This is a genomic window from Acinetobacter sp. YH01021 (assembly GCF_013420255.1).
In the GTDB taxonomy this organism is placed as follows: domain Bacteria; phylum Pseudomonadota; class Gammaproteobacteria; order Pseudomonadales; family Moraxellaceae; genus Acinetobacter.
In genome coordinates this window covers 25,617-45,674 of sequence record NZ_VOYO01000009.1, presented here as the reverse complement: position 1 = coordinate 45,674, position 20,058 = coordinate 25,617, and the positions used below count along the sequence as shown (strand labels likewise).

The following is a 20,058-nucleotide window of genomic DNA, read 5'->3' as shown; positions in this document are numbered from 1 at the left end:
AGATTTTTATAAAAATAGACTTAATTGGATTAAATCTTGAGCTTAAAAATATAAAAATGACAGATCAAACAAGGCATCCGAAGGGATGCTTTGTTGTGCTAGAAATATAATGCAATCAACTAAATGCATACCTAATGCGAATTGTGTGCTTAATGCGCTGAAAAATGTTAGAATACGGCGCTTATCTTTCGTTTGCCTTTCATAGTTGTTCGTCATGACTACCAATACTCAAATTACTGAAGATCGTATCCTGATTCTGGATTTCGGTTCTCAATATAGTCAGCTCATCGCACGTCGTGTCCGTGAAGCTGGTGTATATTCTGAAATGTATGCCTATGATATGTCTGAAGAAGACATTCGTGCATTTAATCCAAACGGTATCATCTTGTCTGGTGGACCTGAGAGCGTTCACCTTGAAGGCAGCCCGCGTGCGCCGCAAGTGGTATTTGAGCTGGGTGTGCCGGTATTGGGTATTTGTTATGGCCTGCAAACCATGTGCGAACAGCTTGGCGGTAAAGTTGAGCCGGGTCATGTACATGAGTTTGGCTATGCAGAAGTAGATATTGTCGTACGTGACAAGCTGATCGGTAATTTACAGGACCGTGAAAACCAGTTGCATGTCTGGATGAGCCATGGCGATAAAGTTGCCCGTATTCCAGAAGGCTTCCAGATCACTGCACAGACGCCAAGCTGTCCAATAGCGATGGTGTCTGATGAAACTCGCCGTTTCTATGGCATTCAGTTCCACCCTGAAGTAACACATACGTCTAAAGGTGCAGAATTACTATCAAACTTCGTGCATCAAATTTGTGGCTGTCGCGGTTTGTGGACGCCAGAACACATTATTGATCTACGTGTAGAACAGCTTCGCCAACAGATTGGTGATGAAAAAGTATTACTAGGACTTTCTGGTGGTGTGGATTCATCTGTAGTGGCAGCGCTGTTGCATAAAGCGATCGGTGATCAGCTGACCTGTGTATTTGTAGACAACGGTTTGCTTCGTTTGAACGAAGGCGATCAAGTGATGCAAATGTTTGCTGATAACATGGGTATCCGCGTGATTCGTGCTGATGCTGAAGAGCGTTTCTTGACTGCGCTTGCAGGTGAAGTTGATCCTGAAGCAAAACGTAAAATTATTGGCCGTGAATTTATTGCTGTCTTCGCTGAAGAAGCACGTAAATTAGATGGCGTAAAATTCCTTGCACAAGGTACGATTTATCCAGACGTGATTGAATCTGCTGCAAGCAAGCAGGGTAAGGCGCATGTGATTAAATCACACCATAATGTGGGTGGTTTACCAGCAGATCTAGCGTTTGAACTGGTTGAACCATTACGTGACTTATTTAAAGATGAAGTACGTAAATTGGGTACGACTTTAGGCTTGCCACACAGCATGATCTACCGTCATCCATTCCCGGGCCCAGGTCTTGGTGTGCGTATCCTGGGTGAAGTGAAAAAAGAATATGCAGACATTTTACGTCTTGCGGATGACATTTTCATGCAGGAACTGCGTGCCAGCGGCTGGTATGACAAGACTGCTCAAGCATTTGCAGTATTCCAGCCAGTAAAATCGGTGGGTGTAGTCGGTGATGGCCGTCGTTATGCATGGGTGATTGCACTGCGTGCGGTAGAAACCGTGGACTTTATGACGGCTCGTTTCGCGCATCTTCCTTATGATTTAGTCGATAAGATCTCGACCCGTATCATGAATGAAATTGCTGAAGTTTCTCGTGTTGTGTATGACGTATCGTCTAAACCACCAGCAACAATTGAATGGGAGTAATTTAGGGGTTTCGGACAGCACTGCTGTCCGCCTAAATTACGCCAAGCGCTATGCGCGTGGCAGTATCTGGTTTATCAGATATAACCTAATAAAAAAGAGCGCTTCGGCGCTCTTTTTTTGATTTATACTGAATAAAAATAAACCTTTAAAAGCTAAAAAATGCCTTTACCTACTTATGATCAATTAATGCTGCCTTTAATGAAATTATTATCAGAATTAAATGAGCCAATAAAAATTTCGGATGCTGCGAATATCCTAGCTGAACGTTCCAATTTACACGAAGAGGATTTAAATAAAATTCTTCCGAGCGGGAAAAATATATTTAAAGATAGAGTGGCATGGGCAAAGACCTACTTAGTTAAGGCGGGCTTAGTTCAACAACCGAAGAGAGCATATTGTGAGATTAGTAGCTTGGGTAGACAGGTTGATTTAAAAAGTTTAGATGCTATAACAAATGAATATTTAGCACAGTTCAACGGATTTTCAGATTTTAAATTAGGAAAGAAAAATAAAGATGAGTTTGGGATCGGGAATCTACAAGTTATTGAAAGCCTAAATAGTTACCAAGAAACTCAGACTCCAGAAGAAACAATCCAGAACACAACGGAATTATTAAAATCTGATTTGAAAAGTGATTTGCTTCAGATGGTAAAAGATAAATCTCCTTCATTTTTTGAAAGACTGGTTGTCGATCTTCTGGTGGCAATGGGCTACGGCGGTTCACATCAAGATGCAGCTCAAGCGATTGGTAAAACCAACGATGGTGGAATTGATGGTGTAATTAGTGAAGATCGATTAGGGCTAGATAAAATTTACATCCAAGCGAAACGTTGGAAAGATACTGTTGGTCGTCCCGACATTCAACAGTTTAAAGGTGCTTTGGCCGATCAAGTTGCTAAGAAGGGTGTATTCATTACTACGTCAAGTTTCAGTAAAGAGGCCATTGAGTCGGCAAGAAAATCCGGTATTGTTTTAATTGATGGCGATAAGCTGACGTCTTTAATGATTGAATTTGGTTTAGGTGTACAAATAGAACGTAGTTTTCATATCTATAAAATCGACCAAGATCGTTTTGATGAAGATAATTTTTAACGGGTAATTTAAGCCGGTTTAACCTGCCAGTTTTGCATCTCTCCAGCTAAACTTTGCTCCAGATCTGGATCATAAGCTTCAACCCGATTCCGTCCATTGGCTTTAGCCTGATATAAGGCAATATCGGCTTGTTTAATCAGTGTCATCAAATCTGTTTCACAGCTTTCCAGAATGGCAGCACCAATCGAAATGCTAAAACTGAAACGATGTTGGCTATCCAGATCGATCACAATATTTTCAATTTTATGCCTTAAGCGCTCGGCAACTTTTAGTGCTTCATCCAGAGAAGTTTCGGGTAAAAACGCAATAAATTCTTCACCCCCATAGCGTGCCAAAATATCTTGCTGCCGCATTTCGCTGTGTGTATTTAGGGCAATCGTCTGTAAGACCTGATCTCCGATATCATGACCATAACGATCATTAATCTGCTTGAAATGATCGACATCAAAGACCAGTAAACTCATAGGCAGCGGTTGATCAAAATTTTGCTGTACCAGTTGCTGCGCGAGATATTCAAAACAGCGACGGTTATTCAGGCCAGTGAGTGAGTCGGTATGGGCCATATTTTCAAAGGCCTGCCGATTATATTCATTCAGGGTATGCTGCAAAAATACCATGCGTGATTTTAAGGTCGAGCTCCAGCTAATATATAGACTGAAGGTCAATACTGGCAGATAAATCAGGGAAAATAAAAACATCTGGTACAGGTCAGATCGAGTATTGAAATATACACCGATGTAAATCATCAAAGTAATCAGACTCGAAGTAATCAAAGACGGCCAGAACCGGATCTGCACACATAAATTGGCCAACACAATAAAAACCAAGGAGGCATATTGATAAATGAGGGTATAAGCACTTTCAGACTGATTTAGATTAAAAAACCAGATGGCACTTGCGCCAATAATTGAGGTAGGTAAGAGTAAATCAAACACAGGTAAATTGCGGTAAGAGTGGTACATCCAGATCGTGATCAATACGATCAGGATGGTATAGCTGATTTTGGTCAAAATGAGCAACTTGAGAATATCATTCAGCACCAGAATATCGGCGAGGGTATAAGAGGCATATGCCAGCTGTGCGAATAAATTAACCTGTAACAAGTATTTTAAAGTGAGCTTTTTTTGATGGGCATAGTAGGCCGGTTTTAAAGGCGCAGGAATACGGACAAGCGGATCTTGAAGAGCCTCCTGAATCAGGGTACGTGATTCCTTTTCTTTATCATGCGGCATGCAGCCTTCCCAAATTAAAATATATAAAAATGAATAAGATGAAATTTATATATAGTTGTATAAAAAATATTCTATTCTTTTGTTAGATATTTTAAAAGTGGAAGAATCAAATTTATTTTATAAAATAAAATCCCCGATTAACGCATTCTAAGAATGATCCTAGCTTATAGAGCAGACCAATGATCCAGCTTTAATTCGCCGTTGACTGGGCTGGTTGAGTGCCTGGCTTAAATACATTCCAGGGATTTTCTGTCGCAGGCTTGGGCTTATTCAGCATATCGGGATGATAGACCTCAATCCGGTTTCGGCCAGACTTCTTGGCCTGATACAAGGCAATATCGGCTTGTTTGATCAGGTCTTCCAGGGGTTGGGTATGGGATTCTAGTTCTGCAACACCGATCGAAATGGTGAACCGGATGGCATGATTGGATTCAACATAAATATACTGCTTTTGAATTGCACAACGAATTCGTTCTGCAATAACCAGGCTGTCTTGTAGCTGAGTATCTTCCAGGAGAGCGATAAACTCTTCCCCGCCAAAACGTGCCAGTACATCGCTATGCCGCATTTCTTTACGGGTCACTTCAGCAATCAGTTGTAGCACCCGATCACCGACATCATGCCCATAGCTATCATTAATATTTTTAAAATGATCCACATCAAACATCAGCAGGCAGCTACTGGCATGTTTAGGCCATTGATGAATAGAGCGTTCAGCCATATCGACAAAATGGCGACGGTTGTAGAGCTGAGTCAAATCATCGGTATGTGCCAGATTCTTTAAGGTTTGATAGTTCCATTCATCGAGTAGGGAGCGCAGAAAAGAACGCCGTACATTCAGAATGTTATTCCAGTTAATATAGATGCTAAAAAACCACAGTGGACTAAAGACCACGCTAAAAATAAAGGCTTGAGAAGCACTCATGAACTGGGTCACCCCAAGCATGATAAACAGGGCAATCAAGATGGAGCAATAGACTGCGACTTTAAACTGGGTCTGCACACAGAGATTGGCGATGAGAATAAAGATCGCAGAGGCATAAATATAGGTGGCAACATGGGGACTGGTTGAAAGCGCGAGTAAGCCAATCCAGGCCGCTGCAGCTACAGTGGTGCCTATCGGCAAGATTCTGTCCAGAATCTGAATATTTTTATGTTTTTTAAACAGGTAATAACAGCAAAACATCGCCCCCAGAACCAGAACGACGCGCATCAGACCAGAAATAAAAAACATGTCTGGAATAATCAGGATATCGGCAAAGAAATACAGTAAAAAGGCAATTTGCGCCAGATAGTTAATTTGACGCAAGTTATGATGACTATGCGTATAGACATAATCATGAAAATACTGCTGAAACAGGGCAGGGATACGGGCATGAGGATCTGTCAGCGCCTGTTCAATCAGCTGACGGTTTTGCAGATCACATTCAGATAATTTCAGTGATTTATCGGTCGTCGAATTTTGAAAAGATACATTCGCCGTTGAATATATATTCTCATTCTGAGCAGACATGTCCTGATCCAGTATTATTTTTATAGGTGCCTATTATGCCGTGGTTGAGTAAAAAATAACCTCCCAAAAATTGGGTATCCGGGAAATTTTTAAAGCTAAAACGTAACAAAATTTGTGTTTTGTAAAAGTGAAAGTAATTGAAATACATGAACAATCATCTTATTCATGGAGGTCTTTGGATGTTGTTGATTCGTTTCACGTGAAACATGGATGAATGACATTCTTGGAGCTTCAGTTTATTTAGACTCATAACGCCATGTGCCTAAATCATGATTGCCTTGCTAAAGCTCAAGTTTGGGGCTTTGGATACAAATCTCATCCGCCTTTCAGGATTTAAATTGATGAGACTAGTGAGGCGTTTTATACGTATCTAAATATTTCCAAGGATAGATTTTGCCCATAGACCCTGTACATTGTCCTGAACAGAGAAGCATCTTGAATCGGTCAAATGCATATCTCACCCACTCAAAAGTAGAATGAAAATGCCGAGGTAAGCTCAGCCATGTCGAATAATAGTGATATTGAACTGTCGGATTCCGATGATTGTGAAAAGTACGTGAATCAGTTTATTCAGGAGTTTCCTTTACGTCGTGCAGAAATCGGGCAGGGCACCGTGATTAAACGCGCCTTGCCGAGCCGGCATAAGCGCATGATTGGTGCCTGGTGTTTTCTGGATCATGCGGGTCCGGCCAGTTTCCCGCAAGGAGATGGTCTGGATATCGGTCCCCATCCACACATCGGCCTGCAGACCTTTACCTGGATGATCGAAGGTAGCATGATGCACAATGACAGTCTGGGGAATCAGCAATTGATTCGTCCCAAGCAGGTCAATCTGATGACCTCGGGTTATGGTATTTCACATACCGAAGTCTCTCCCGAGAGCGAAACGCATATGCATGCAGCGCAGTTATGGATTGCCTTGCCGGATGACAAGATCAATATGGCACCAGGTTTTGACCATTATCCGGAATTGCCGGTGGTCAATGAGCGAGGCATTGAGTTTACTGTGCTGGTCGGAGAATATTTAAAAACAAAATCACCAGTTAAAGTACATAGCGAACTGCTCGGCGTAGATCTGTATGCGGCTGAAAGTAGCAGTATGCGTTTGCCACTGAATCCGAAATTTGAATATGGTTTTATGGTGCTTGAAGGGACGGCTAGCATCAATGGGCATGAACTAAATGAAGATAATATGCTGATCCTGGAGCCCGGCTTACAGCAGGTTAACGCTGAAATTCATGCGGGGAGTCGGGTGCTATTGATTGGAGGAGAACCATTTGAAAGCCCGATTTTACTGTGGTGGAATCTGGTCGGACGCACGACAGAGGAACTTAAAATTGCGCGGGAACAATGGATTGAAGGTCATGAACGTTTTGGTTCCATTTCTGCCTATGATGGGCCACGTTTAGAAGCCCCTGCATTTCCAGACCAGATGCGTGCTTCCCGATAAATGCTAAAAATGATGGGAATATGGAGTGCTGTCTGAATTGAACTCAAATAGTGAATCTGCAACATAGGATACATATCATTACAGTCATCAAAAACTGAGCTAGAGTCTGCTGCTTTTTGCTATGCTCAGTGAGCAAGAACAATAAAATCATGAGTCTAATATGCGTGTTTTACATCATCTCGAACAATCACGATCATTTCGTATTCTGTGGGCCATGGAAGAATTAGGACTGGATTACGAGGTTAAATACTATAAACGTCAGCCCAACCTTTCTGCGCCACCGGCCTTAAAACAGATCCATCCATTGGGCAAGGCTCCGATTCTGGTCGATCAGTCTCAGGTACTGGCAGAATCTGCGGCGATCCTGGAATATTTGCAGGAAACGTATGATGAAAAGCAACAATTTCGTCCAGAAGATATTACCGACAAGGCCCAGTACCGTTACTGGATGCACTATGCGGAAGGCTCATTGATGCCGCTGCTGGTGATGCAACTGGTAATGACCACAGTGCCTAAACATACCCCTTTGCTGATTCGACCAGTCGCCAAAAAAATCTGTGATGGAGTGAAGAAGCAGTTTGTACAGAGCCGTTTAAAAGATCATATCCAGTTTCTGGAAAGCTATTTGAGCGAGCATGATTATTTTGCCGGCCATTTCAGTTTTGCCGATATTCAGATGAGTTTTCCTTTGGAGGCCATGCAGAGCCGGACAGGCCAAAGCTATCCAGCGATTCAGGCCTATCTGAAACGGGTCTCGCAACGTGCTGCCTATGCGCGTGCACTGTCCAAAGAAAAGCAAATCAGCTCTTAAACGCTTAAAAGAAAAGGTGCCGATGACACCTTTTTTGATTTTGTGAGATTAGTCCGGGAAGCTGAGACGTTCTTTGGGGAAAACCACCTTAAAGGTAGAACCTTGGTTTTCCTTGGACTCAATTTCCAGATGTGCCTGATGTTGCATCAGCACATGTTTGACGATGGCAAGTCCCAAACCGGTACCGCCAGTACGGCGGCTGCGGTCTGAATCGATTCGGTAAAAACGCTCGGTCAGTCGTGGCAGATGTTTGGGATCAATGCCGATACCGTTATCTTGCACCACAAAATAGGCCGATTCACCATCGTCATGCCAGCCGATGGTGATGGTGCCGCCTTTGGGCGTGTACTTGATAGCATTGGTGATCAGGTTGCTAAAAGCGCTGGCCAATTCCATATCTGAACCGATCAGATCGCAATGGCTGTCAATATCCAGATTCAGGGTATGACCATAGTCAATATTATAGGCTTGGGCATCATCGAATAGCTGGTTCATCAGACTCGGCATTTCAATGATCTGGTTTTTGGCAATATTTTTATCATTTTCCAGACGTGACAGCAGCAGCAGGTCGTTGACCAGTGCATTCATGCGTCGGGTTTGCGACTGCATCTGATCAAAAGCGCGTTTCCAGCGTGGATTGATATCTTCCTGATCGGTAAAGGTTTCAATATAGCCACTGAGCACGGTCAAAGGCGTGCGCAGTTCATGTGAAATATTGTCGACAAAATCCTTTCGCATCTGTTCCAGATTGTGCATCCGGGTCACATCATAAGCGACCAGTACCCGACTTTCCCCGCCAAAACGGGTCATTTTGACCTGCACATAATGGTCTTCAAACAGCGAAGAACGCATTTTCAGGCCATCGGGAGATTCATCAATATGGTGATAGTATTCGATAAAGCTCGGTTGGCGTAACAAGGTCAGGATATTACGGCGACGGTCATCACTGGAGATTCCGAGCAGACGTTCAGCCGCCGGATTCCACCATTCAATCTGCTGGTTTTCATCAAGCAGCACCACAGCTTCTTGCAAGGCCACCAGCGAAGATTGTGCACGATCAATCAGTTCGACCATTTCCGCCTGAACAATCCGTTCCTGACGTTGGGCGCGATAAACATTGAAAAGTAGCGCACCCCAAATCCCGCCAATATTTGGTGGAACATCATAAGGGCGATTGGAAATCCATTCATTGACCAGATATAAGGAACGCATTTGGGTCGCAAAGAATGCCACGAAGGCAATTACGATACAAATCCAGAAATACCCAATCCCAAAACCGATAAAGCTGGCGATAATTAGGAAAAAAGCCAGTAGGCGTAAATCCTGCTTCGCAAAATCCCATAAACTGCTGTAACGGATTCTTTTGTGTTCGCGTGCCAGTTCGGGGACAGGGTAGGGTTCATACATAAAACAAGATTTACCTTAAAAGATATTAACCTAAAGCGACATCTGAACGGGTCGAAAAGCGATAGCCTGTTCCGCGAACGGTCTGTACAAAACGGTCTACACCATAAGGTTCCAGCACTTTACGCAAACGGCGGATATGCACATCGATGGTCCGGTCTTCAATATAGACGTTACCGCCCCACACCTGATCCAGCAATTGCGCACGGGTATAGGCACGTTCCGGATGGGTCATGAAGAATGCCAGCAAACGATATTCAGTCGGCCCCATTTCCAGAATGTTGTTACCAAAATTCACCCGCTGGCTGACCGGATCCAGAATCAGGCCATTGGCATCAATGGTTTTTTCACCGCTCAGGGCATTGGCGCGGCGCAGTACCGCCTTAATTCGGGAGACCAGTTCCCGGGTCGAGAATGGCTTGGTCATGTAGTCATCGGCACCGGCATCCAGACCTTGTACCTTGTGGTCTTCTTCACCGCGCGCTGTCAGCATGATCACCGGAATTTCTGACAGGCTTTCATCACGTTTCAGACGACGACATAAGTCCACACCGCTCACACCACCCGGCATCATCCAGTCCAGCAAAATTAATGCCGGACGCTGGTCCACAATCATCTGATGCGCCTGCTTGGCATCTTCTGCCTGTAAGCACTGAAAACCGGCCATATCCAGAGAGGTATGGATCATTTCCCGAATCGGGAGCTCGTCATCGACGATTAATATGTAGTCATCTTTCACAACGCAATACCCTATTTCATGTAAACGGTGAACCGTTTTATATTTATGACAGGCTTATTACAAAGACTAATTATGACAGTATCATTGCAGAAAGGGAAAAACTGCTGATATTCGCAAAAATTTGTGACAAATATAGCGCAGAAACTTGTTAAAAAATCATAAATTAATTTTACTCATTTCCGTAGTACAGCATAAATCTGCAACTGACTGGTAAATGTAGGAAAGCCTATTAAGCACAGGATTTAACAGCTATTTTTTCTCGGAAAATGACTCGAGCAGCGCCAAAAAAACCACACTACAAGACGATAAAACTTCCTCAAGCGAATGCTTAAAACCACTCATCACCCAACGAATAGCAATTTGGGTGACATAGCCATTTAAACCGGTCGACACCAGTGAAATTTCCTGCTCACTACGATTTAACTGCGGCATCATCAACATGACGAAGGCGTGAATCATGCGGTCGAAACGTGACATGGTTTCATGAATAGTGGCCTGATTATGCAGTTCCTGTACCAGCATGGCATCAATATAAATGATCCGTGCCATGCGCGGATTGTCACGCAGGGTAGTGAGCAGCGCACTCAAACCGGCTTCGATCATTTTTTTCGGATCTGTCGAGGCCTGCATCATGGCCTGCATGACATTCTGTTGCAGTTCATCAATCAGTTTTAGGAAAATGGTCTGAAACAGATGTTCGCTTTTCTTGAAGGATTCATAAAAATAACGTTCAGTCAGTTTGGCTTCATTGCAGATATCTTTGACAGTAACTGAAAAAAAACCATAACTACCATAGGCTTCAATCCCGGCTTCGATGAGCTTTTCACGACGTGCCTGCTGCCGTTCAGCCATCGACAGGCCTTTAAACTGACGTTCCTTAGTTTTGGAGGGTCGTGATTTTTCTGCTGAGTCGATTGAATCGGTCATAAGGCCTGTGTGCTCATCTGCATGAAGATTTTGAATATCTTAGCAATAAATCACGCTTAGACCTATATGGAAATGCTGCCCTGAAATTTGGCCTCTAAGGATATGGGATAATTATTGACAATATATATTGTCAAAACTATATTGAGGATCTGTGCTAGCTCCTGAAACAACAGAACAAGATCCTGCTGTCATGGAATGGCAGTAGTTTACATAAGGAAATTGAATGAAAAATTTTAACAATAAAGTTGCCGCAATTACCGGTGCAGGTTCGGGTATTGGCCAGCAACTGGCAATATTACTGGCCCAGCAGGGTTGTCACTTGGCGCTGAGTGATATCAATGAACAAGGTCTGGCACAAACGCTTGAATTGCTCAAAGAGAGTGATGTTCGTGTGACTATCCAGAAAGTGAATGTGGCTGAACTGGAACAGGTGCGTAACTGGGCGGCACAGGTCGAACAGGATCATGGCAGTGTCAATATGATCTTTAACAATGCCGGCGTTGCACTAGGCTCAACCGTTGAAGGGGCGTCTTATGAAGAACTGGAATGGATTGTTGGAATCAATTTCTGGGGCGTGGTTTACGGAACCAAAGAATTCTTGCCACTGATCAAAAAAACTGGCGATGGTCATATCATCAATATTTCCAGCCTGTTTGGTTTAACGGCTCAGCCCACCCAGTCTGCTTATAATGCGACCAAGTTTGCAGTACGTGGTTTTACTGAATCCCTGCGTCAGGAACTGGACATGGAAAATTGCGGAGTCAGTGCGCTCTGTGTACATCCGGGCGGTATCCGTACCAATATTGCCAATGCGGCAAAAATGAATAACAGTCTGCTGACTTTAGGTATGAATCCGGAAAAATCAGCCCGTAATTTTAATAAATTATTGCGTTGTCCACCTGCAGAAGCCGCTCGTCAAATTCTGGAGGCGGTACAAAAAGACAAACGCCGTCTGCTGATTGGTAATGATGCCAAAGCAATTGACCTGATCCAGCGGATCTTGCCAACTGGTTATCAGCATGTCACTGCACTGGCGACCCAGTTTGGTAAAAAGAAGAAAAAGTCTGCTTAAAAAAATGCAAAACAGACCCGCGAAAGCGGGTTTTTTTATCGCTGTGATAGGGGCTAATTTTTTGCAAAGGAGAGTATTAACTACTGTAATGCTTTAGGCACGTAAAAAAACCTGCATTTAAATCAACGCTTCAACCGTTTTTTTCTTCCAGACAAACTGATAATACAGTCCCTGCAAAATACACAGGCTGACAAAGGCCAACGCATAGGCATACCAGATACCTTCCAGACCCCACCACCGGCTAAACAGATAAGCGGCGGGAACTTCAATACAGAGAATGGCAAAAATGTTGATTAACATTGGCACGGTCACCGTACCACTCGAGCGCATGATCGAAGCAAAAATGGCACTGGCACCAAAGAACAGAATCGACCACAGCACAATAAACAGCAGTTGTTGTCCCAGTACTACAACCTTAGGATCGGTAATAAACAGCGCCATCAGATATTTGGAGAACAGGTAGGCCAGAATCACCAGACCGCCGGTAAACAGGATATTCATACTCAGCGCAGTCCGGGTCACTTTATTGAGCAGATCCGATTTACCTGCGCCAATCGCTTGCGCACCAAATACAGATGCGGCAATTGCAATCGACAAAGCCGGAAATTGAATATAATTTAAGACCTGATTGACTGCACCATAGGCCGCTGTTGCTTCTGCGCCATAGCGGTTGACCAGTCCGACAATTACCAGTCCGGCAACTGAAGTCGTGACCATTTGCACACCAGTAGGAACCCCCAGTTTCAAGATCATTCTGCTCAACTGTGGTTGATGACGAATATTTTTTAATAAGGCCCAGTCCAGCTTGAGCGGATGTTGCCTATAGTTCAAATACAGGATTAAAAACAACAGAACCGCCAGATTTCCCAGAATGGTGGCAATCGCCGGTGAGATAATGCCCATTTTAGGAAAGCCAAAATAACCGGCAATCAGGACCGGTGTCACCACCAAACCGACCCCAATGGTAAGTGCGGAAGCAAACAGGGGCGTGGTACTATCCCCAACACCGCGCAAGATGGAAGTATAAATAATATAGATAAAAATTAAGGGACTACCCGCCAGCATCCATTGTACATAGGGCAAGGACAAATGCATTACATCAGGATCTGTGCCAAGGGCCAAAAGAATATTCTCAGCAAAAATTACCCCGAAAAGCGCAATCAAGCTGCCGCCAATCAAGGTCATAAATAAAGTTGAACCGACCACACAGCGCACTTTTTCTATATTTTTTCCACCCCAAGCCTGTCCAATCAGTACGGTAGAACCGGCAGACAAACCAATCACAAAGGCCATCAGACAAAACAGGATCGGGAAAAAAACGGCAACAGCAGCAATCGCATTCACTCCGAGCATTTGTCCCACAAAAACCGTATTGATCGTGCCGGAGAGACTTTGCAGGATATTGGTCGCAATTAATGGCAACAGAAATACCAGAAAGGCTTTCCATAAATTCTGTTGATGAATCAGTGAGTGCTGTGCCATGCGACATCCTGTGATTGAATTATCATCTATTTGTTGATGCAGCTATTATTCGGCAGAATATAAGAAAAAGCCTTAGCTTTTAAGTAACTAAGGCATTTATTTTATGAGATTTTTAGTTAAAAAATGAGTTAAACCTTTGAAAGAATTTGACCTGCCTGGATCAAGGTTTGTTCTTTTTTTGCAAAGCAAAACCTGAGCAAGCGTAAATCTGTAGGAGGATGCTGGTAGAACGCAGAGACTGGAATCGCCACAATCCCATGTTGTTCTGCCAGAAAATGGCACATGGATAAATCATCGAGCTCAGGCCGAATCTCTGAATAATCTAAGTTCTGGAAATAAGTCCCTTGAGAAGGTGTCCATTTAAAGCGTGACGTTTCAATGGATGAGTTAAATAAATCCCGTTTGTTTTGATAGAAAGAGGACAGTTCAGGTATATGCTCAGGATGCAGTTGCATATATTCCGCCAAGGCAACCTGAACGGGCGTCACACCACAGAAACTGGCAAACTGATAAATCTGTCTGAACATTTTCATCAGTGCGGGTGCAGCAATACAAAATCCGGTTTTCCAGCCAGTGACATGGAAGGTTTTACCAAAAGAACCAATCACAAAACTCCGCTCACGAAGTTCTGGAAATGACCAGGCCGAATAGTGCTGAACGCCGTCAAAAACCAGATGTTCGTAGACTTCATCCGACAGCACCACAATATTGCGCTCGCGAATCAGCTCGATCAGTTGCTGCCAGTCTGCCTTGGACCAGACACTACCACTCGGGTTATGTGGCGTATTCACCACAATCATGCGGGTACGGTCATTAATGGTATCTTTGACCTGATTCCAGTCCACAGAAAAATCAGGATGCTGCAAAGCAATATGCACTGGCTTTGCCCCGACCAGTTGTACCGCAGGGCCATAACTGTCATAGCTCGGGTCGAAAATAATTACTTCTTCACCGGCGCGCACTGTGGCCTGAATGGCACAAAAAATCGCAATCGTGGCCCCAGGCGTAATCGTGATTTCCTCGAAAGGATCAATCATCAGTTGATCACGCTGCTGATAGAGATCTGCCACTAGACCTCGCAAGACTGGCAGACCATCTCCCGGAGCGTACTGGTTAAATCCATTCTGGCTAGCGCGGTTTAAAGCTTCAATCAAGGCAGGAGGCGCTGCAAAGTCCGGAAATCCTTGAGAAAGATTCAAGGCTCCGAGTTTTTGTGCCAAGGCCGACATGGTACTAAAAATGGTCACGCCCAAATCGGGTAATTTAGAAGGGAGTTCCAGCATGTCCTTGGCCTTGAAGAATGAGATCTGAATGAGTGTAGCAGCAAGTTCCGTATAGGATAATCGGAAAAATAGGGAATATTGAGCAATATTTTTAATTAAGATGTACCACATGCAATTTAAGATTTTTAATTGAAGGGCCATAAATTAAAGGCCTAATTATGTGAAATGCATCGTGAACTGGACGAAATGGATAACTTTTCCTAAAATCTGCCGCACAATAATAAAGCTTAAAATTATAACTATAAAATGCCAAAACCTATCCATATGCTGGTGGAGCAGCTCGGGCTTAAGCGACAGCATCGTGCGCTACATTTACAGTTTTCACATCCTCCTTTAAATCATCAGGTTTTGATTCAGCGTATTGAGGGTCAGCATCAGATCAATCAAGGCCTGCAGGCTGAACTGATCTGTCTTTCCACTCATGCTCATATTGCCTTGAAACAGTTTATCGGCTGTCGGGTGGCCATTGATCAGGTCACAGACCGGGGTGAACTTTTCCGGACTACGGGCATTATTACTGCAGCCAGTCAAGGGCAGAATGATGGAGCTTTGACCCTGTATAAATTGACGCTAAATGATCCGACTGCACTCTGGCAGAAGCGCCGTAACAGTCGGGTTTTTATGAACAAGACGGTGCGCGAGATCAGTGAAATCCTGTTCAGTGAATGGCAAAACAGAAGTGTATTATTCGCGGCCAGTCTCAGCCTGGATTTGACAGGACTCAGCCGGGACTATGATGTCCGACCTTTTGTAATGCAGTCGAATGAATCGGATTATGATTTTCTGACCCGTTTATGGCGTAGCGAAGGAATTAACTGGCTGATTGATGAAAGGCAATTAACTGTGCCTGTATCAGCCAGCGAGATTCAAGATCAGCTTTTAAAACTGGTAGATCATTCCCAATATTTTTCAGCTTTAAAACGCCGCTCCATCCGGTTTCATCGCAGTCATGCCACCGAACAGCTGGACACGCTGAACAGTCTGATTGCGGTACGTCAGCTCAATCCGAATAGTACCCAAACCCAGCGCTGGCATGCCCAGCAACTTGCCCAGGATCAAAGCCAGCCTTTATTCAGTAATCATCAGCAAAGTGATATCCATGCAAATGCCACTCTTCAGCTTGAAGATGCGTGGAACATCAGTCCGGCTTGGACCGGCGACTTAAATCATGAGGATCAGGTGACAGCATCTGGTATAGCCCAACTGGATCGACTCAATCAGCAGCTCAGTGACTATCATGCTTTGCAGTCTAAATATTTTAAAGCCAGTAGCAGCGTACGAGATGCTCAGGTTGGATACTGGTTTGAACTGCAACAGCATCCTGAAATTGATCAGCATCCTGCCCATCAACGTGAATTTCTGATTTTAGCTAAGCGGTTTTATAACCAGAACAATTTACCTAAAGATATCTTATCTCAGCTGGACAGTTTGCTTGAGAAGAGCGGCTGGCAGATGACACAGGAGGAACGACAGGCCAATGAACTACAGATGGTGCGCCGTGAAATCCAGGTTGTTCCTGAGTACCACCCCTTCATTCATCGGCCTGCTGCATATCCGCAACGGGCTCGAGTGGTCGGACCTGAAGGTGAAACGATTCATGTCGATGCATGGGGGCGGGTGAAAGTTCGTTTTCTGTTTACCCGGAGTGAGGATCATCAGCATGATGGCGGCGCAGGTAGCAATGACAATGATAGCGATTCTGCTTGGGTGGATGTTTTGACCCCTTGGGCGGGTGAGGGTTATGGCATCAGGTTGCATCCGCGAATTGGCGAAATTGTAGTGATTGACTTCTTTGAAGGTGATATCGACCGGCCCTTTGTGGTGGGACGGATTCATGAAGCAGAACGGCATCCGACCATGTTTGATGCAAAAGGAGAACTTCCTGCGACCAAAAAACTCAGTGGCATCCGTTCTCAGGAGGTCGATGGGGATGGCTTTAACCAGTTGCGTTTCGATGATACCCCTGAACAGATTAGTGCGCAGCTGCAAAGTAGTCATGCAGCCAGTCAGCTCAATCTGGGAAATCTAAGCCATCCTAAAGAAAGTGAAAGCAGCGAAGGTCGAGGAGAAGGTTTTGAACTAAGGACAGACCAGTGGGGTGCCATACGTGCAGGAAAAGGCTTATTAATCTCCACTTATCGGCAAGATTCAGCAGCAGGCAATCACCTGGATGCGAGTCGTGCCAAAGAGCAGATTGAATCGAATCTCGATCATAGTAAAGCCTTGAGTGATATTGCTGAACAACAGCAGACTGATCCGCTGCAATTTTTTGATAGTTTAAAACAGTTTCTGAGTCAGATTGAAGCTGAAGATCAAGCCAAGGCCATCGCATTTAAACAGGCCGTGATGTTATTAACTGCCCCCCAAACGATTGCACTGAGCACAAATGAAAATATTCATTTATCCGCTGATCAGCAAATCAATCAGAGTGCCGGGAATAATATTCATTTATCCACACAGAAATCTTTAGTTGCTCATGCACAGGACAAGATCAGTTTATTTGCTGCTCAAGAGGGTGCGAGTCTCTATGCTGCTCAAGGAAAAATTGAACTACAAGCCCAAGATGATGCGATTGAAGCGATTGCCCGCAAGGTAATCAAGCTTATTTCGACTGAAGACAAGATCGAAATCACCAGTCCGAAAGAGATTGTACTGACCGCTGGAGGGTCTCAAATTAAGATCAATGGTGGTGGAGTGGTGGTCAAAACTGGTGGGAAATTTGAGTGTAAGGCCGGGCAGCATCTGTTTACGAAAGGTCAAAATATTATTGAACAAAAAATAAATCTTCCAAAAATGAAAACATTATTCAGTAATAAAATTAACTATCAGTGGACTAACCAGTCTGCAGGAGAAAAAGAAATTTTTATTCTAAATAAGTTGGATGGGAACTTAATTAAAACTAAGAAGTCTGTATTAAATGAAAATAATCAATTAAGTACTTTAAGATTCTATACCTCTCAACCCACAGATTTCGTGGCTTTAGGATTTAATTCTTTACAAACTCATCTCATTCAAGACTTAGATAATGAAAGTATTGATGAACTATTGAATGAGATAGAAGAAAGGGATTTAGAGGATGATGTATATACTGAAGAGGATGTCGAATGATGAGCAATTTAGTTACCATAACATCAAAAATTTATGATGCTTCAGGAAAATATGTCATTAATTTAAAAGTTAAATCACGCTATAAAGGTTCATCGAGAGAAAATACAAATAAAACAGATAAAGATGGTTTATTTATATTTCAGGGTTCACCAAATCGAACTGTGGAAATTTTAGCTAAGCCACCTAATGTGGAAGATTATATCGTTATTAAAACGATTGATTCTTCAATCATTTCTTCTAGAAAGAATCCTGTAAAAGTATCCTTGCCTAAAAGTATAGAGGAGTATCATAAAGAAAAAGTGATGCCTACTACAAAAGGTATAGTTACGACTTTATTTAAAATAATAGACTGCAATGAGAAAATATTAACGAGTTTCCCGGTAAAATCTCGCCCTAAAGGAAAACAAAGTTCATTTGAACGTCATACCAATGAGCAGGGCATTGTAGAGGTGGTATCTTCACCTAATCGAGATATTGAAATTCTAGTTTTGACTTCAAATGATGAGTTTGCTCTAAAAGGTGCTGTTAACTCTGAGCATGGCTCTCAAATACCACAAATAATTAAATTAGACGAACCCTGCGAAAACTTTAAAAGTGAATCAAATATCCAACTTCTAGATAGAGAAGGAAATAGTTATATCGTTGAAAATACAAAGATCGAGATACTTTATCTAGGAAATAAGATAACCAAAATTTCAAATACCTCTGATGGTAAATTTTCATTTCCAAGCATGATTGGAGAAAAAATACAGATCACGGTATTTAAACCTGATGGTAATCCCTTGGAACCGAAAACTCATGTGGTAAAAAGAATTAAAGAAGATGCCATAAAAATGAAATTAGATGTGGACTTAACGGTAGGTCGAACTGTACTAAATAAGCCAAGAATAGAGAAAAATTTAAAAATAAGTAAATGTGTCTGTAATAGGGATATTTCAGCAGAAGAATTTAAAAAAATAACAACTAGTGCCACAGCTATAAGCTTTCTTAATGATTTAAATGAACAATTTAAAAAACTTAATATGATTAATTGTCTTGAAAAGGCTCATTTTATAGCACACACATTACATGAAACTGCAAGTTATTCTTTGCTAGAAGAAGGATTAGGTGGTAAATCTGAAAGTGAAGTTTATGATGGCTATAAAGGACGTGGCTTAATGCAATTAACCTATAAAAATAATTATGAGCTTTATGGGTTAGCAGTGAATGAAAACTTTTTAGGAAATAATAAACATAGAATTGCTAAAGAAAAAAAACATGCTGTAGGTTCTGCAGTATGGTATTGGCATCATTCTAAAGCTGGCAATTTGAGTCCTCATGCCATTAATAATGATTTAATAGCAACTTGTGCTTTAATTAATGGCGGATATAACGGATTTGATGAGAGAGAGAAATACTATAAAAGAGCTGTAATCGCTCTTAATATAAAAACCTGTTTAAATTTAGATAAGAAAATAGTTGATAATCTTGATAATTATACGAAATTTGAAAATAGTTATATTTATTTTAATAAAATTGGTGAATGCTTTGGATGGGGTTTATGGAGTGATCCTGCTGGTTACAAAAAAGGAAAATTAAAAAACTCTAATGAGTCAAAAAAAGGATACTCAAGATTTCTAGAAATGTGTAAAGACAAAGATTATCCTTTTGGTTATAAACAAGATAAGAAAGGGAACAAAGTTGGCAGAAAGAGGTATGGTTATAGTGCGAATTCTGCAATAACATTAGCTAAAAAGAGGTTAAAAGAATTATGAAAAAAATTATACTTATTTTTTTTGCTCTAGTGGTATGTACAAGCGCACAATCAAATGATGAATATTATTGTCTGATAAGTGAAAAGAAATCTATTTTGTTAGTTTCTAGTAAGTATCCTGATATTAATTTTGTAAAATATTATCCCTATTTGAAAAATATTAAAATATCAAGACCTATAAAAGAAAAAAATGTCGATATGGGTGATAATGCTAAGCCTGAAGTCTATAGAACAATGAATGAAATCATTAATGGAGAAATTACTGGGTATTATACTTTTATGTCACAAGGTTATCTTTTATATGATGTCGAATATAAAAATTTAAGAACCAAGAAGACTACTATTTTTAATAAAAGTAACATACATATAGATAATATAAGTTGCTTATAACTCTTTAAATTCTATTTTA

Annotated in this window: 15 protein-coding genes; 8 read left to right on the top strand and 7 right to left on the bottom strand. The window is 42.3% G+C overall.

The features are described 5' to 3' along the window. Positions 1-214: 214 nt before the first annotated feature. Both guaA and FTT86_RS08460 read left to right on the top strand, forming a co-directional pair. Entirely contained in the window at positions 215-1,783 is a 1,569-nt protein-coding gene (guaA, locus tag FTT86_RS08465; protein ID WP_004280963.1) for a glutamine-hydrolyzing GMP synthase, read from the top strand. A gap of 159 nt (positions 1,784-1,942) precedes the next feature. Next, on the top strand, positions 1,943-2,875 hold the full coding sequence (locus tag FTT86_RS08460) for a restriction endonuclease (RefSeq protein ID WP_004280964.1): 933 nt from the start codon (positions 1,943-1,945) through the stop codon (positions 2,873-2,875). A gap of 8 nt (positions 2,876-2,883) precedes the next feature. Here the strand turns inward: FTT86_RS08460 and FTT86_RS08455 are convergent, their stop codons facing one another. Together FTT86_RS08455 and FTT86_RS08450 are read right to left on the bottom strand one after the other, a co-directional pair. After that, entirely contained in the window at positions 2,884-4,107 is a 1,224-nt protein-coding gene (locus FTT86_RS08455) for a GGDEF domain-containing protein (protein WP_180087390.1), read from the bottom strand. Between the two features lie 190 nt (positions 4,108-4,297). Then, entirely contained in the window at positions 4,298-5,620 is a 1,323-nt protein-coding gene (locus FTT86_RS08450) for a GGDEF domain-containing protein (RefSeq protein WP_180087391.1), read from the bottom strand. Between the two features lie 502 nt (positions 5,621-6,122). Between FTT86_RS08450 and FTT86_RS08445 the strand changes: the two genes are divergently transcribed. Together FTT86_RS08445 and FTT86_RS08440 are read left to right on the top strand one after the other, a co-directional pair. Then, positions 6,123-7,070 carry a pirin family protein gene (locus FTT86_RS08445; protein WP_180181006.1) on the top strand — a complete coding sequence of 316 codons (948 nt, stop codon included), beginning with the start codon at positions 6,123-6,125 and terminating at the stop codon, positions 7,068-7,070. 160 nt (positions 7,071-7,230) lie between these two features. Then, positions 7,231-7,881 (top strand): glutathione S-transferase family protein, encoded by a 651-nt coding sequence (locus FTT86_RS08440; protein ID WP_180181005.1) that lies wholly within the window; start codon positions 7,231-7,233, stop codon positions 7,879-7,881. A gap of 48 nt (positions 7,882-7,929) precedes the next feature. On the opposite strand, the gene phoR is transcribed toward FTT86_RS08440, so the two are convergent. The 3 genes from phoR to FTT86_RS08425 all read right to left on the bottom strand — a co-directional run bounded on the left by phoR (position 7,930) and on the right by FTT86_RS08425 (position 10,951). Continuing rightward, positions 7,930-9,288, bottom strand: a complete 1,359-nt coding sequence (gene phoR, locus FTT86_RS08435) for a phosphate regulon sensor histidine kinase PhoR (RefSeq protein WP_004732640.1) — start codon at positions 9,286-9,288, stop codon at positions 7,930-7,932. A 25-nt stretch (positions 9,289-9,313) separates the two neighbouring features. After that, entirely contained in the window at positions 9,314-10,024 is a 711-nt protein-coding gene (phoB, locus tag FTT86_RS08430; RefSeq protein WP_004280972.1) for a phosphate regulon transcriptional regulator PhoB, read from the bottom strand. A gap of 249 nt (positions 10,025-10,273) precedes the next feature. Further along, complete coding sequence (locus FTT86_RS08425; protein ID WP_180181004.1) at positions 10,274-10,951, bottom strand: TetR/AcrR family transcriptional regulator; 678 nt, start codon at positions 10,949-10,951, stop codon at positions 10,274-10,276. Between the two features lie 223 nt (positions 10,952-11,174). On the opposite strand from FTT86_RS08425, the gene FTT86_RS08420 reads away from it, so the two are divergent. Continuing rightward, a complete protein-coding gene (locus FTT86_RS08420; RefSeq protein ID WP_180181003.1) occupies positions 11,175-12,023 on the top strand; it encodes an SDR family oxidoreductase in 849 nt (282 codons plus the stop codon). A 117-nt stretch (positions 12,024-12,140) separates the two neighbouring features. Here FTT86_RS08420 and FTT86_RS08415 read toward each other — a convergent pair whose 3' ends face one another. Both FTT86_RS08415 and FTT86_RS08410 read right to left on the bottom strand, forming a co-directional pair. After that, a complete protein-coding gene (locus FTT86_RS08415) occupies positions 12,141-13,505 on the bottom strand; it encodes an MATE family efflux transporter (protein ID WP_005249600.1) in 1,365 nt (454 codons plus the stop codon). A 128-nt stretch (positions 13,506-13,633) separates the two neighbouring features. Beyond that, entirely contained in the window at positions 13,634-14,788 is a 1,155-nt protein-coding gene (locus tag FTT86_RS08410; protein WP_034435675.1) for a methionine aminotransferase, read from the bottom strand. Between the two features lie 246 nt (positions 14,789-15,034). Between FTT86_RS08410 and FTT86_RS08405 the strand changes: the two genes are divergently transcribed. Genes FTT86_RS08405 through FTT86_RS08395 form a run of 3 tightly spaced genes read left to right on the top strand, consistent with a single transcriptional unit; the run spans position 15,035 to position 20,039 of the window. Beyond that, the gene (locus FTT86_RS08405) at positions 15,035-17,896 is read left to right on the top strand and encodes a type VI secretion system Vgr family protein (RefSeq protein WP_180181002.1); all 2,862 of its coding nucleotides are present in this window, start codon (positions 15,035-15,037) and stop codon (positions 17,894-17,896) included. After that, positions 17,893-19,650: a glycoside hydrolase family 19 protein gene (locus FTT86_RS08400; protein WP_218954949.1), complete on the top strand. Its 1,758-nt coding sequence runs from the start codon at positions 17,893-17,895 to the stop codon at positions 19,648-19,650. The genes FTT86_RS08405 and FTT86_RS08400 overlap by 4 nt, the downstream gene beginning before the upstream one ends. Continuing rightward, positions 19,647-20,039 carry a hypothetical protein gene (locus tag FTT86_RS08395; protein ID WP_180181000.1) on the top strand — a complete coding sequence of 131 codons (393 nt, stop codon included), beginning with the start codon at positions 19,647-19,649 and terminating at the stop codon, positions 20,037-20,039. Before FTT86_RS08400 ends, FTT86_RS08395 begins: the two co-directional genes overlap by 4 nt. The last annotated feature ends 19 nt before the right edge of the window (positions 20,040-20,058 follow it).